Annotated in this window: 11 protein-coding genes; 6 read left to right on the forward strand and 5 right to left on the reverse strand. The window is 74.6% G+C overall.

The genetic code is table 11. The features are described 5' to 3' along the window. A partial coding sequence (ftsL, locus tag IE330_RS09935; protein ID WP_190135542.1) for a cell division protein FtsL occupies positions 1 to 402 on the reverse strand: 402 nt, incomplete at its 3' end. 66 nt (positions 403 to 468) lie between these two features. Next, positions 469 to 1,428, reverse strand: a complete 960-nt coding sequence (gene rsmH / locus IE330_RS09940) for a 16S rRNA (cytosine(1402)-N(4))-methyltransferase RsmH (RefSeq protein WP_190135543.1) — start codon at positions 1,426 to 1,428, stop codon at positions 469 to 471. Between the two features lie 352 nt (positions 1,429 to 1,780). On the opposite strand from rsmH, the gene IE330_RS09945 reads away from it, so the two are divergent. The 4 genes from IE330_RS09945 (at position 1,781) to IE330_RS09960 (ending at position 7,544) form a co-directional block, all read left to right on the forward strand. Next, positions 1,781 to 2,398, forward strand: a complete 618-nt coding sequence (locus IE330_RS09945; RefSeq protein WP_190135544.1) for a beta-class carbonic anhydrase — start codon at positions 1,781 to 1,783, stop codon at positions 2,396 to 2,398. Positions 2,399 to 2,680: 282 nt separating this feature from the next. Next, positions 2,681 to 3,700 carry an AAA family ATPase gene (locus IE330_RS09950; protein WP_190135545.1) on the forward strand — a complete coding sequence of 340 codons (1,020 nt, stop codon included), beginning with the start codon at positions 2,681 to 2,683 and terminating at the stop codon, positions 3,698 to 3,700. Further along, on the forward strand, positions 3,700 to 5,142 hold the full coding sequence (locus tag IE330_RS09955; protein WP_190135546.1) for a DUF58 domain-containing protein: 1,443 nt from the start codon (positions 3,700 to 3,702) through the stop codon (positions 5,140 to 5,142). Before IE330_RS09950 ends, IE330_RS09955 begins: the two co-directional genes overlap by 1 nt. Continuing rightward, positions 5,139 to 7,544, forward strand: a complete 2,406-nt coding sequence (locus IE330_RS09960; protein ID WP_190135547.1) for a transglutaminase TgpA family protein — start codon at positions 5,139 to 5,141, stop codon at positions 7,542 to 7,544. Before IE330_RS09955 ends, IE330_RS09960 begins: the two co-directional genes overlap by 4 nt. A 519-nt stretch (positions 7,545 to 8,063) precedes the next feature. Here IE330_RS09960 and IE330_RS09965 read toward each other — a convergent pair. From IE330_RS09965 to IE330_RS09975, 3 genes are all read right to left on the reverse strand, one after another. Continuing rightward, positions 8,064 to 8,480 (reverse strand): SCO2097 family morphological protein, encoded by a 417-nt coding sequence (locus tag IE330_RS09965; RefSeq protein WP_190135548.1) that lies wholly within the window; start codon positions 8,478 to 8,480, stop codon positions 8,064 to 8,066. Positions 8,481 to 8,781: 301 nt separating this feature from the next. Then, positions 8,782 to 9,618 carry a class I SAM-dependent methyltransferase gene (locus IE330_RS09970; protein WP_190135549.1) on the reverse strand — a complete coding sequence of 279 codons (837 nt, stop codon included), beginning with the start codon at positions 9,616 to 9,618 and terminating at the stop codon, positions 8,782 to 8,784. 374 nt (positions 9,619 to 9,992) lie between these two features. Beyond that, positions 9,993 to 10,523, reverse strand: coding sequence for an SAV_6107 family HEPN domain-containing protein (locus tag IE330_RS09975; protein ID WP_190135550.1), 531 nt, complete (start codon positions 10,521 to 10,523; stop codon positions 9,993 to 9,995). A 190-nt stretch (positions 10,524 to 10,713) separates the two neighbouring features. Here IE330_RS09975 and IE330_RS09980 point away from each other — a divergent pair, with 190 nt between their 5' ends. Next, positions 10,714 to 11,730, forward strand: a complete 1,017-nt coding sequence (locus IE330_RS09980; RefSeq protein ID WP_229925528.1) for an ATP-binding cassette domain-containing protein — start codon at positions 10,714 to 10,716, stop codon at positions 11,728 to 11,730. Beyond that, positions 11,702 to 13,792, forward strand: a complete 2,091-nt coding sequence (locus IE330_RS09985; protein WP_190135551.1) for a YhgE/Pip family protein — start codon at positions 11,702 to 11,704, stop codon at positions 13,790 to 13,792. The genes IE330_RS09980 and IE330_RS09985 overlap by 29 nt, the downstream gene beginning before the upstream one ends. Positions 13,793 to 13,809: the final 17 nt, after the last annotated feature.

The following is a 13,809-nucleotide window of genomic DNA, read 5'->3' on the forward strand; positions in this document are numbered from 1 at the left end:
GGGCGGGCGGGCCGCCGCCCCCCGCAGGGCGGGCGGGCCGGGCGCCGCGCGGGGGACGCCGCGGACGGTGCCGTCGGGGCTCAGGAAGGCCGGGTCGCCGCCGGGGACCATGCCGAGCTCGCGGGCGCGGCGCTGCAGGGCGTCCGGCGCGGCGTACTCGTCGACCTCCCGCTGGAGCTGCTGCTCCTCGTCGGTGAGGTCCTGGGTCTGCCGCTTGACCTTGGTGAGCTGGAAGGAGCCCTCGTTCAGCGAGGAGTTGAGCATCAGGAGCGTGATCAGGCCGCCGCCGAGCAGCAGCACGACCAGGAGCATGAACGGGGTGCGGGCCGCGCGGTCGGGGCCCGTGGGCAGCAGCCGTGCGAGGCGCGCCGCCCTCCCTCGGAGCTGCGGTTTCCTGCTCACCCGGCCTCCTCGCGGACGCGGCTCACGGTGTCTCCCGCGGGGCGGGGGCGCGGCCGGTGGTGCCCGTCATACGGCGTCCTCACGGATGCGCTGCGCCCCGCGCAGCCGCGCCGGGGCGGCCCTGCGGTTCTCGGCGATCTCCGCCTCGGTGGGCAGCTCGGCGCCGCGCGTGAGCAGCTTGAGCCGCGGCTGGTACTGCTCGGGCACCACGGGCAGGCCGGGCGGGGCGGTGGTGGCGGCCCCGGCCGCGAAGACCTGCTTGACCAGGCGGTCCTCCAGGGAGTGGTACGACAGCACCGCGATGCGCCCGTCCACGGCGAGCGCCTTGACGGCCGCGGGAATGGCCCGCTCCAGGACGCTCAGCTCGCCGTTGACCTCGATGCGCAGGGCCTGGAAGGTGCGCTTGGCGGGGTTGCCGCCGGTGCGCTTGGCGGCCTGCGGCAGCGCGTCGCGGATCAGCTCGACCAGGCGTGCGCTGGTGCTGAACGGCTGCTTCGCGCGCTCGCGCACGACGGCCGACACGATGCGCTTGGCCTGCTTCTCCTCGCCGTACGCGCGCAGGATCCGCACCAGCTCGCCCGGCGGGTAGGTGTTGAGCACCTCGGCGGCGCTGATGCCGGTCGTCTGGTCCATGCGCATGTCGAGCGGCGCGTCCTGGGCGTACGCGAAGCCGCGGTCGGCCTCGTCGAGCTGCATGGAGGAGACGCCGAGGTCGAACAGGACGCCCTGGACGCGCGGCACGCCGAGCCGGTCGAGGACCTCGGGGAGTTCGTCGTAGACCGCGTGCACGAGGGTCGCCCGGTCGCCGTAGGGCGCGAGCCGCTCGCCGGACAGGCGCAGCGCCTCCTTGTCGCGGTCCAGGGCGACGAGGCGCGCCTCGGGGAAGGCCGAGAGCAGCGCCTCGCTGTGGCCGCCGAGGCCGAGGGTGCAGTCGACGACGACGGCTCCCGGCCGGGTGAGCGCCGGGGCCAACAGGTCCAGGCACCGCTGGAGCATCACCGGGACGTGTCGACTGTTGCCGGTCAAGGGGCCCTCTCAGGTCCGGCGGACGCCCTACGCACCGCCGGGTCCCCGCCCGCTCGGTGAAGGGGAACCGGACTGCCGGCGCCGGGGAGGCGGCGTCAGCCGACCGGGAGCGGGAGGAGGCCGAGCCGTACGTACGCGCCACGCACGTGGGGAATTCTGCGAATCTCCGGATTTACCAGCAGGGAGTAGGTCTCCTCTCCCGCTTCGCGTCACTTTAGTCCACGGTGTGCCGCGGTCAATCAACTGGCCTGCGCGGCGCGCGCCGGGGTGCCCGCAGGACCGTGGAGTCGGGCCCCGTCACCCGTTCGGACCTGCCCAAACCTACCTGTGGATTACCTCACAACAACAAGCAATGCGGTTCTTTGTCCGTCCTCACAGCAAGCCGGGGCGATCAATGGCTATTACCGTCGACGTCATGTCGACTTCTTCCCCGGGCCATACCTCCGCAGCGCCGACCGGCGGCATAGCCGCAGAAGGAACCGTCACGGACAGACTCGTCGAGGCGAACCGGCGCTACGCCTCCGTCTTCGCCGATCCGGGCATGGACGCCCGGCCCGTCCTGCGCGTCGCCGTCGTCGCCTGCATGGACGCGCGCCTGGACCTGCACGCCGCGCTGGGGCTCCAGCTCGGCGACTGTCACACGATCCGCAACGCCGGCGGCGTCGTCACCGACGACGTGATCCGCTCGCTGACCATCAGCCAGCGCGCGCTCGGCACCCGCAGCGTGGCGCTCATCCACCACACCGGCTGTGGCCTGGAGTCGCTGACCGAGGAGTTCCGGCACGACCTGGAGATGGAGGTCGGGCAGCGGCCCGCGTGGGCGGTGGAGTCGTTCCGCGACGTCGACCAGGACGTGCGGCAGTCCATGCAGAGGGTGCGCACCTCGCCGTTCCTGCTGCACACCGACGACGTGCGCGGCTTCGTCTTCGACGTGCAGACGGGCCTGCTGCGCGAGATCGACCCGGCGTGACCCGACCGGCACGGTGTGCCGCGGTGGTACCGGGTACCGGACAATGTTCGGTACGCGAAACACCACAAGGTCGGGCATAACGGCGCCAGTTGTCCACAGGCGAGTGACACGAACCGGTAAGCCCCACAAGAATGCGTGTGTGGCAGCGCGCTGAACTCTTCACGCGTGCTGCCCGTGTTTCGGGGTGGGCCGGTCCGCACATCGAGTTGTCGGCCCGGGGAACCATGGAAAGAGGTGTCCCTTGCTCTTTGCCGAGCGTGGGGAAGGGCCGAGGAGGGCCGGGTGACGACCTATGACGATCGAGCGAGCCTCACAGACCTGACCGCGACGGCGGAGCGTGTCCGCGGGTCGGTCGAGGGTGTGATCGAGGGCAAGCCGGAGGTCGTACGGCTTTCGCTGACGGTGCTCCTCGCGGAGGGACACCTGCTCATCGAGGATGTTCCGGGCGTGGGCAAGACCATGCTCGCCAAGGCGCTGGCGCGCTCCATCGACTGCTCGGTGCGGCGCATCCAGTTCACGCCGGACCTGCTGCCGTCGGACATCACGGGCGTGTCCATCTGGGACCAGCAGCGCCGGGACTTCGAGTTCAAGCCGGGGGCGATCTTCGCGCAGATCGTGATCGGGGACGAGATCAACCGCGCGTCGCCCAAGACGCAGTCCGCGCTCCTGGAGTCCATGGAGGAGCGCCAGGTCACCATCGACGGCCAGACGTACGAGCTGCCGAGCCCCTTCATGGTGGTGGCCACGCAGAACCCGGTCGAGATGGAGGGCACCTATCCGCTGCCCGAGGCGCAGCGGGACCGCTTCATGGCGCGCGTCTCCATCGGCTACCCGGCCCCGGAGGCCGAGCTGCAGATGCTGGACGTGCACGGCGGCGTCTCCCCGCTCGACGACCTCCAGCCGGTGGCGCACGCGCACGACATCGTGAAGCTCATCGACGCGGTCCGCACGGTCCACGTCGCCGAGTCCGTGCGGCGGTACGCGGTCGACCTGGTCGCCGCCACCCGCACCCACCCCGAGCTGAGACTCGGCGCATCGCCGCGCGCGACGCTGCACCTGCTGCGGGCCGCCAAGGCCTCCGCCGCGCTCAGCGGCCGTGACTTCGCGCTGCCGGACGACATACAGGCGCTGGCCGTCGCGGTCCTCGCGCACCGCCTGCTGCCCACGGCCCAGGCGCAGCTCAACCGGCGTACGGCCGAGTCGGTCGTGCTCGAGATCCTCCAGCGCACGCCGGTCCCGGGCGCCCAGCAGCCCGGTGGAGGGTTCTTCGGCCAGCAGCCGCCCGGCGCCCGGAGGCTGTGATGACCGCCGGGGGGAGGCCGCCGGCGCACCCCGGTGACGAGGGCGCCGACCGGGGCGACCGCAGCGGTCTTCGTACCGCGCTGTCCGGCCTGACCACCCGCGGCCGCTCCTTCTTCGCGGCGGGCGTCGCCGCCGCCGTCTGCGCCTACGTCCTCGGCCAGAGCGACCTGCTGCGGGTCGGGCTGCTGCTCGCGGTGCTTCCGCTGGTGTGCGCGGCCGTGCTGTACCGCACGCGCTACCGCGTCGCGGGCAGCCGCCGACTCGCCCCCGCGCGCGTGCCCGCGGGCTCGGAGGCGCGCGTGCACCTGCGGATGGAGAACGTCTCGCGGCTGCCCACGGGCCTGCTGATGCTCCAGGACCGGGTGCCGTACGTGCTCGGGCCGCGGCCGCGGTTCGTGCTCGACCGGGTGGAGGCGGGCGGGCGCCGCGAGGTGTCCTACCGCGTCCGCTCGGACCTGCGGGGCCGCTACCCGCTGGGCCCGCTCCAGTTGCGGCTGACCGACCCGTTCGGGATGTGCGAGCTGACCCGCTCCTTCTCCACGTTCGACACGCTGACGGTGGTCCCGCGCGTGGAGGCGCTGCCGCCGGTACGGCTGACCGGCGAGGCCAAGGGGTACGGCGACGGGCGGCACCGCTCGCTGGCCCTCGCCGGCGAGGACGACATCATCCCGCGCGGGTACCGCTACGGCGACGACCTGCGCCGCGTCCACTGGCGCTCCACCGCGCGCTACGGCGAGCTGATGGTGCGCCGGGAGGAGCAGCCGCAGCGCTCCCGCTGCACGGTGCTGCTCGACACCCGCGCGGTGGCCTACCAGGGCGCGGGCCCCGACTCGGCGTTCGAGTGGGCGGTGTCCGGCACCGCGTCCACGCTCGTGCACATGCTGGAGCGGGGTTTCTCCGTACGCCTGCTGACGGACACCGGGAGCTCGCTGCCCGGCGAGGGCGCCGAGGGGTTCGCGGGCGGGAGCCAGGAGTCCGCGGACTCCGCCGGGCTGATGATGGACACGCTCGCCGTGATCGACCACTCGGACGGCGCCGGGCTCTCCCGCGCCTACGACGTGCTGCGCGGCGGCAACGAGGGCCTGCTGGTGGCCTTCCTCGGCGACCTCGACGAGGAGCAGGCCGCGGTGCTCGCCAAGATGCGCCGCCGCAGCGGCGCGGCGGTCGCCTTCCTCCTGGACGGCCAGGCCTGGCTGCGCGGGGCCGGGGCGGCGCCGTCCGCGCCGGCCGCGGACCGGGTGCGGCTGCTGGCCGAGGCGGGCTGGACGGCGGTCGCCGTGCCGCTCGGGGTGCCGCTGGTGGAGCTGTGGCGCCGGGCGGACCACCTGCGCGCGGGCGCGGGACCACAGGCGGCGACCGCGGGGCCCGTGACGGGCGGGCCGGGCGGGCCGGGCGGCCCCCGCGGAACAGGGAGAACCGGTGGAACAGGGGGATGGACATGAGTGGGCGTACGCGGCTCGCGCTGTGCGCCGCCGCCGCGACGCTGCTGGCGTCCGGCGCGATGCTGCCGCTCGTCGAGACGTCGGGCTGGCTGGTGCAGGCGGCGGTCCTGCTCGCGCTGCAGAGCGGCGTGGGCGCGCTGGCCCGGCGGGTACCGCTCGCCAGACCGCTGACCGTGGCCGCCCAGGCCCTGGTCACGCTGCTGCTCCTGACGCTGGTCTTCGCGCGGGAGCAGGCGCTCGCCGGGGTGGTGCCCGGGCCGGAGGTCTTCCGGCACTTCGGCACGCTCCTGGAGGCGGGCAGCGACGACGTGGGGCGGTACGCGATCCCGGCGCCGCTCACCGACGGCATCCGGCTGATGCTGGTCGGCGGCGTCCTCGTGGTGGGCCTCGCGGTGGACGCGCTCGCGGTGACGTTCCGTACGGCGGCACCGGCGGGGCTGCCGCTGCTCGCGCTGTACTCGATCGCGGCCGGGCTCTCCGGGGACGGCGCGGGGTGGCTGTGGTTCCTGCTCGCGGCGTCCGGGTACCTGCTGCTGCTCCTCGCGGAGGGCCGGGACCGGCTCTCGCAGTGGGGGCGGGTCTTCGGCGGTCCTGCCCGGGCGCCGGCCTCCTCCTCCGGCCTCGACGGTGACGGCGGCGCGCTCGCGCCGGTGCGCACGGGCCGCCGCATCGGCGCGGTCGCCCTGGGCGTCGCGCTCGTGGTGCCGCTCGGCCTGCCGGCCCTCGACGGCGGCCTCCTCGACGACTCGGACGGCCCCGGGATCGGCGGCCGCGGCAAGGGCGGCACGATCTCCGCGGTGAACCCGCTGGTCGCGCTGCAGAACAGCCTGAACCAGCCGGAGGACCGCGAGGTCATCTCGTACCGTACGAACGCGAAGGACGTGCAGGATCTGTACCTGCGGATCGTGTCGCTCGACCAGTTCGACGGGACGACGTGGAAGACCACCGTCCGGGACGTCGAGGACGTGCCCGCGCGGCTGCCCGAGCCGCCGGGCCTGTCCCCCACCGTCCGCAGGACGGAGATCCAGACGAACCTGTCGGCCGCCGACGGCTACGCGCAGAACTGGCTGCCCATGCCGTACCCGGCGAGCCAGGTGCGCATCGAGGGCCGCTGGCGGTACGAGCCGGTGGGCCGCACCGTGGTCGGCGACCGCAAGCAGACCACGCGCGGCGCGCAGTACTCCGTGAACAGCTTGGTCCTGGAGCCCACGGCCGAGCAGCTCGCGGCGGCGCCCCCGCCGCCGACGGCGCTGGAGCGGGAGTTCACGAAGGTGCCGGACACGCTGCCCTCGATGGTGGCGGAGACGGCCCGCAAGGTCACCCGGGGCGCGGCGAACGACTACGAGCGGGCGGTGAAGCTCCAGGACTGGTTCGCCTCCGACGGCGGCTTCACGTACAACACGCAGGTCCGCGCGGGCAGCGGTCCCGCGGCCGTGGTGCGCTTCCTGGAGCAGAAGGAGGGCTTCTGCGTCCACTTCTCCTTCGCCATGGCCTCGATGGCGCGCACGCTGGGCATCCCGGCGCGGGTGGCCGTGGGCTTCACCCCGGGCTCGGCGCAGGCGAACGGCACGATGTCGGTGGGCCTGCGGGACGCGCACGCCTGGCCCGAGCTGTACTTCGAGGGCGTGGGCTGGACGCGCTTCGAGCCGACGCCGAACCGTGGCTCGGTGCCGGACTACACCCGTGACCAGAGCCCCACCGACGACGCCGACGACCCCGCGACGCCGGAGCCGTCCACGTCGGCGGCACAGTCCCCGCAGCCCTCGCAGTCCTCCGACTGCCCGCGCGACCGGCGCCGGCAGGACGGGTGCAGCAGCGCGTTGCCGCCGCTCGCGGTGGACTCCGACGACGGCGGGCCGCCGGTCGGGATGATCGTCGGCGGGTCGCTCGCGGCCCTGGTCGTCCTGGTGGTGCCCCTGTTGCCGATGCTCTGGCGCATCCGGGTGCGCGCGGTGCGGCTCGGCGTCGGCGGGCGCACGGAGGCGGACGCCGCCGCGCGGACCCTCGCGGCCTGGCTGGAGGTCACGGACACGGCCTGGGACCACGGGATCGCGCCGGAGGAGTCCCTGACGCCCCGGACGGCGGCGGCCCGGATCGTGCGCCTCGGTCAGTTGGACACGGCCGCGGCGGAGTCGGCGCACCGGGTGGCGGCGGCGGTCGAGCAGATCCTGTACGCGCCGCGGCCGCTGCTCGCGACAGGCCTCGCGGACGACGTCCGGCGGCTGCGGGAGGGGCTGCGCGCCTCCGCGAACCGCTCGACCCGGCTGCGAGCGACGCTCGCTCCGCGCTCCGCCGCGCGGGTGATGTGGGCGACGGCGGACCGCTGGACGGCCCTGCGCCTCGGGCTGCGGGAACGCCTGCCGAAGCGGTGGCCCACGCGTCCGGCGGCGCGGGGCGGGTGAGCGGGGCGGTTGCCGGGGCAGTAGCGCGGTGCGGTTGAGCGGCCGCCGCCGCGGTACGGCCATGAGGGGGCGAGCGCCTGTGGGTGCTCGCCCCTTCCGCTGTGTTCTGCCGTGTTCTGGCGCGGGTTTCGGCGGGTGGCGGTGGGTGGCCGCGGCTCCCGGGCGGGGGCCGGGTGCGGGCGCCGGGCGGGGGCTGGCGCGGGTGCCGGGCGGGGGCTGGCGCGGGTGCCGGGTACGGGTGGTGTGTGCGGATGCACAGGCGGGTGCACACGTCGGGGCGGCCCGGTGCGGGGCGGCTCGGGCCCTCGCGCGGGCGGAGGCACCGGGCTCGGCGCGCGGCTGCGCGGGCGGTGCGCGACGGCGGGCCGCACCCGGGCGGTACGCGGTGGCGTGGGCAGCATCCGGACGGTGGCGTCCGGGCAGAGCGAAGGCCCGGCGCGCGGGTGCGCGGCCGGGCCTTCGGGCAGGCGCAGAGGAGGAGGACGTCGGGCGGGTGGCCCCGGAGGGCCGACCTGGAGGCTACTGGCCGCCCTGTTGCTCGTCCCTGCGGCGCTGCCACCGCTGCTCGATCCGGTCCATCACGGACCGGCGCTGCCTGGGCTGATGCTGTCGCCGGACGCCCGGAGCGGCTCCGGCGACCGTGCCGGGGACCTGCTCGCCCGGCTTGGGCGCCTTGCGCCAACCGGTGACGGCGAGGACCGCGCACCCCAGCATGACGAGGAATCCGACCACGCTCACCCAGATGAGCTGGGCGACCATTCCGGCCATGAGGAGGGCGATGCCCACCAGGAAGCCCGCGACCGCTTGGTAGACCCGCTTCCGGGTGTACGTACGCAGCCCGCTTCCCTCAAGCGCTGTCGCGAACTTGGGATCTTCGGCGTACAGCGCTCGCTCCATTTGCTCGAGCATGCGCTGCTCGTGCTCCGAGAGCGGCACGGAGTCCTCCTCATCGTGCAGTCGCCGGGGCGACCGGGGGGTCCCCTTCAGGATAGGCAGGGAATCGCCCCCGTGAAACCCGCCCCTCTGCGCCAACTTCGCCAAACCGGACCGCCAGGTCGCCCCGGCTCACTGAAGCCTGCATTCCCCAGTGACCGGTCCGTCATGCCGGACGGTGTCCCTCGATCATACGGCGCCCGTCGCCCGTACGGGGGGCCTGTGGCGTACTCCATGTGCCGCTGCGGCGCTGATCAGCGGGGTGGTCCCAGGCGTCACAGGAGCCACGCGCACCGGGCGGCGCTCAGGCCCCCGCGGACCCGGGCGTCTCACCGAGCACATGGAGCTGGGTGGCCACGGAGTGGAAGGCGGACAGCTCGGCGGCGGCGGCCTCCAGCTTGAGGAGTGCCTCCAGGGCGCCGGGCTCGGTGTCGACGAGGACGCCGGGGACCAGGTCGGCGAAGACCCGCACGCCGTGTACGCCGGTGACGCGCAGGCCCGCGCCCTCGACCAGACCGGTGAGCTGCTCAGCGGTGAAGCGGCGCGGCACGGGGTCGCCCTCGCCCCAGCGCCCGGCCGGGTCCTCCAGGGCCCGGTGGGCCTCGGTGAAGTGACCGGCGAGCGCGCGGGCGACGACGGCGCCGCCGAGGCCCGCGGCGAGCAGGCTCAGGACGCCGTCGGGGCGCAGCGCGCCGACGGCGTTGCGCACGCCCTCGGCCGGGTCGTCCACGTACTCCAGGACGCCGTGGCAGAGCACGGCGTCGTAGCCGCCGCGCTCGACGACGTCGAAGAGGCCGTGCACGTCGCCCTGGACGCCGCGCACGCGGTCGGCCACCCCGGCCTCGGCGGCGCGGCGCTCCAGCGCGAACAGGGCGTTGGGGCTGGGGTCGACGACCGTGACGCGGTGCCCGAGGCGGGCGACGGGCACCGCGAAGTTGCCGCTGCCGCCGCCGGTGTCGAGGACCTCCAGGCCACCGGGGGCGGCGTCGCCCGCGACGGCCTTGACCCGGCGGTCGAGGGCGTCCTTGAGGACCTCCCAGACGACGGCGGTCCGCAGGGAGGCGCGCGGACGCGGGGGGTCGGAACGCAGCGACGCCGTGTGGGAGGGACGGTGGGAGGCGGGCGGCATCGGGTCCGACACGGCAGGTGACTCCTCGGCGTGCTCCGCCTGTGTCGGCGGGCTGTTCGGGTGCGGGCGGTCCCACCCTAATGGGAAGCGCACGGCCACCCCGCCGCCCCGTCCACCACCGCCCACCCCCGGCGGCCCGGCCCCGTCGGCCCGGCGCCGACCGCCTCGGCCTCACCGGCCCGGTGCCACCCGCCCCGTGCCGCCAGGCGGGCGGGTCACCCGGGGGACGGAAAGCGCACGGGCTGCGCCGCCCCGTCCACCGCCCACCCCCGGCCCCGTCGCCCCGGTGCCGACCGCCCCGCGCCGCCGGGCGGGCGGGTCACGGAGGAGGCGGGCGCGCCGCGGTTTCCGTGTGCCGAGGATCAGCGCGACCCGGTGTGCCGCGGTCAGCCCGCATCCGGTGACTCCTGACGCGCCTGGGGCAGCACGGGCTGGAGGACCAGCATCCGCTCGACCAGGCGCAGGAACATCGCCGCGTCCCGCAGCAGGTCGTCGGCGTCCCGGGCGCTGGCCGCCCCCTGTATGCCCGCCTCGGCGCGGGCCCTGCGGTCGGCCCCCGAGGCGAACAGCGCGCTCCACTCGGTCAGCTCGGGGGCTATCTCGGGCAGCACCTCCCAGGCGCTGCGGATCCGCTGCCGGCGCCGGGGCGCGAGCTCGGGGCGGCCGCGGGCGGCGAGGACCGCGGCCGCGGTGCGGAGGGCGGCGAGGTGGGCGGTGGCGTAGCGCTCGTTGGGCGGGTCGAGACGGGCCGCCTCGTCGAGTCCGGCGCGGGCCTGCGCGAGCAGTCCGAGGGCGGCGGGCGGGGCCGTGGCGCGGCGCAGGACGGGGTGCACGTCGCTCGCCGGGCCGGTCAGTGAGGGGGCAGGGCCTGCGGCGCGGCGCCGGCGAGCGGCGGCCGCTGCGTGCGAACGGGCCATGACGAACCTCCTGTCGTCGTGTGACGGCGCAGTGGCCGTATGTGCCCATCGTGGGGTATGCCACTGACAATCCGTCCTGACCTGGACTTTTGCCCCGATCGAAGGTTCGCACTACCTTTTGTACTGACTGGTCAGTTCAAAAACGCCCGGTCCACGCGTCCGGGAGTGGTGAGCAAGCGAGGAGGAACCCGTGGAGGCTCCGCACGGCGCCGCCGTCAGCGCGGTGGGCTTCGGGCTCGAAGGGCCGCGCGGCCCGGTGTTCCGCGACATCGGCTTCGCGGCGGAGCCCGGCGCGCTCATCGCCGTCGAGGGGCCGTCCGGCTCCGGCCGCACCTGTCTTCTGCTCGCCCTCACGGGACGTATGCGGGCGACCGAGGGGACGGCGTCGGTGGGCCGCCACCGGCTGCCGGACCAGCTCGCCGCCGTGCGCCGCGTCAGCGCCCTGGGGCCCGTGCCCGGCGTGACCGACCTGGAGCCCGCGCTGACCGTCGCCGAGCACCTGCGGGAGCGGGCGCTGCTCCAGCGGCGGTTCGAGGGCTCGCTGCGCTCGCTGCTGCGGCCGCGGGCCGAGCGGGCGGCCGTGTCCCGGCTGGTGATCGACACGGCCCTGCGGGCCGCCGGGCTCGACGTCGCCGCCCTGCCCAAGGGCGCGCGGACCGCCGTGCGCGATCTGGACCGGCTTGAGGTGCTGCGCCTTTCGGTGGCGCTCGCGCTCATCGGGCGCCCCCGGCTGCTGGGCGTCGACGACGTCGACCTCAAGCTCTCGGCCGCCGAACGGGCCGCAGCCTGGGACCTGCTCAGGGCCGTCGCCGCAGGCGGGACCACGGTCGTGGCCGTCTGCCGCGAGGCCCCCGAGGACGCGCTCGTCGTATCGACCGCCCCGCGCGCGTACGCCGACGACAGCGACGTACAGGACCCCACCGCACCACCCGGGGACGCCGGCGAGGACGACACGTACGACGAGCACGGCCCGTACGACGAGTACGACGGGCACGACGAGTACTACGAGAGCGACGGGCGCGACGAGAGCGCGGCGCACGACGGGCACGACGCCCAGGACGCGCACCACCAGGCCGCCCACCACGAGGCCGCGGACCACGAGGCCGCGGACCACGGCACCGTCCCGGCACGCGGCGGCGTGCGGGACGGCTCCGACGACGACGGGGAGGAGGCAGCGGATGCGTTCCCCGAAGCTCGCCGCGCTTGAGCTCAAGCGCTTCGGCAGGGGCCGGCTCCCGCGCGCGGCACTGGTCGCGCTCCTGCTGCTGCCGCTGCTGTACGGCGCGCTGTACCTGTGCTCGTTCTGGGACCCCTACGGCCACCTGGACCGCATCCCCGTGGCGCTCGTGAACGACGACAAGGGGGCCACGGTCGACGGTGAGAAGCTCCGGGCGGGCGACGGCATCGCCGACAGGCTCCGGGACAGTGGGACGTTCGACTGGCACGAGGTGAGCGCGGCACAGGCCCGTGAGGGCGTCGAGAGCGGCACCTACTACCTGTCGCTGACCATGCCGTCCGACTTCAGCGAGCGCGTCGCGTCGAGCTCCGGCGACTCCCCCGGGACCGGGGCCCTGCAGGTCCGTACGAACGACGCGAACAACTACATCGTGGGGCAGATCTCGCGCTCGGTCTTCTCCGAGGTGCGCCGGGCCGCGTCCACGAAGGCCTCGCGGAGCTTCTTCGACAAGATCTTCGTCTCGTTCTCCGACATCCACGGGAAGACCGAGCGGGCCGCCAAGGGCGCCGACCGGCTCGAAGGCGGCATCGGAAAGGCCGAGAAGGGCTCCAAGGACCTCGTCGACGGCCTGCGGCACGCCAAGGACGGCAGCGGCGACCTCGTCGGCGGCCTGAAGAAGCTGCACACGGGCGCGGGCGACCTGGAGGACGGATCACGCCGCGTCGCCGACGGCACCCGGAAGCTGGCCGACCGGGTCAACGGCGCCGCAGGGAAGGTACGGCCCTACCTGAAGGACAACGGCAAGGCCCTGGGTGACACCGCACGGCTCGTGGCGGACTCCTCCCGGGCCGTCCGCCACCACCTGGACACCCTGGTCGAGAAGGCCCCCAAGGCCGCCACCGACGCCAAGGAGGCCTCGGCCGCGCTGAACGGCGTCTACGAGGAGCAGTGCCGCCCCCTCCCCGGGCGCGAGGCCGAGCCCTGGTGCCCGAAGCTGAAGAAGGCCAAGCAGGCGGCGGCCGACGTCGCGGTGGTCGCGGCGGACCTCGACACGCTCGTCAAGGACCGCCGCGGCGACCTGAAGACGCTCGACACGAACCTCGCGAAGCTCCAGACCAAGGCCCGGGCCCTCGCCGACCGCGCCCCGCACCTGGACGAGGACCTGGAGAAGACCGTCCGGGACGTCAACGCGCTCAACAGGGGCGCGGGCGAGGTCGTCAAGGGCGCCAGGAAGCTGCGCACGGGCCTCGGCACCGCCAAGACCGGCGCCACCGACCTGGACACGGGCGTCGGCAGGCTCCGCACGGGCGCCTCGGACCTGGAGGGCGGCATGTTCAAGCTGGCCGACGGTTCGCGGAAGCTGGCGGGCGGGCTGCACGACGGCGTCAAGAAGATCCCCGACTACGACAAGAAGGACCGCGACCGGCGCACCGACGTGATGGCCGACCCGGTGCAGCTCGCCTCCCGGTCGCTGCACAAGGCGCCCAACTACGGCACCGGTTTCGCCCCGTACTTCATCCCGCTGTCCCTGTGGGTCGGCGCGATGGTGGCGTACATGCTGATCCCGCCGCTCAACCGGCGCGCGCTCGCCGCGGGCGCCTCCGCGTGGCGGATCGCGCTCGCCGGCTGGCTGCCGGTCGCGGCCCTCGGGGTGCTCCAGGTGGCGGCGCTGATGTCCGTGCTGCACTGGGGCCTCGGGCTGCGGATGACGCGGGCCGCGGGCACGATCGGCTTCCTGGTCCTGGTGACGGGCTGCTTCGCGGCCCTCGTGCAGTGGCTGAACGCGCGCTTCGGGGCGGCCGGGCGGATCCTCGTCCTGGCGCTCCTGATGCTTCAGCTCACGTCGGCGGGCGGCACCTACCCGGTGCAGACGAGCCCCGGCTTCTTCCGCGCGATCCACCCCTACCTGCCGATGAGTTACGTCGTCGACGCCCTCAGGAGGCTCATCACGGGCGGCGGCACGGGCCCGGTCTGGCAGGCGTGCGCGGTCCTCGCGGCCTTCACCGCGGGCGCCCTCGCGCTGACCGCCGTCTCCGCGCGCCGCAAGCAGGTGTGGACACTGGAGCGGCTGCATCCGGAGCTGAGCCTGTGAACGGGCCGGCACCTGTG

Source organism: Streptomyces longispororuber, from assembly GCF_014656095.1.
GTDB classification, from domain to species: domain Bacteria; phylum Actinomycetota; class Actinomycetes; order Streptomycetales; family Streptomycetaceae; genus Streptomyces; species Streptomyces longispororuber.

Coding starts and splice junctions, on each gene's coding strand:
- IE330_RS09945 (WP_190135544.1), top strand. CDS start 1,781: ATGCGGTTCTTTGTCCGTCCTCACAGCAAGCCGGGGCGATCAATGGCT.
- IE330_RS09955 (WP_190135546.1), top strand. CDS start 3,700: ATGACCGCCGGGGGGAGGCCGCCGGCGCACCCCGGTGACGAGGGCGCC.
- IE330_RS09960 (WP_190135547.1), top strand. CDS start 5,139: ATGAGTGGGCGTACGCGGCTCGCGCTGTGCGCCGCCGCCGCGACGCTG.
- IE330_RS09975 (WP_190135550.1), bottom strand. CDS start 10,523: ATGGCCCGTTCGCACGCAGCGGCCGCCGCTCGCCGGCGCCGCGCCGCA.
- IE330_RS09985 (WP_190135551.1), top strand. CDS start 11,702: ATGCGTTCCCCGAAGCTCGCCGCGCTTGAGCTCAAGCGCTTCGGCAGG.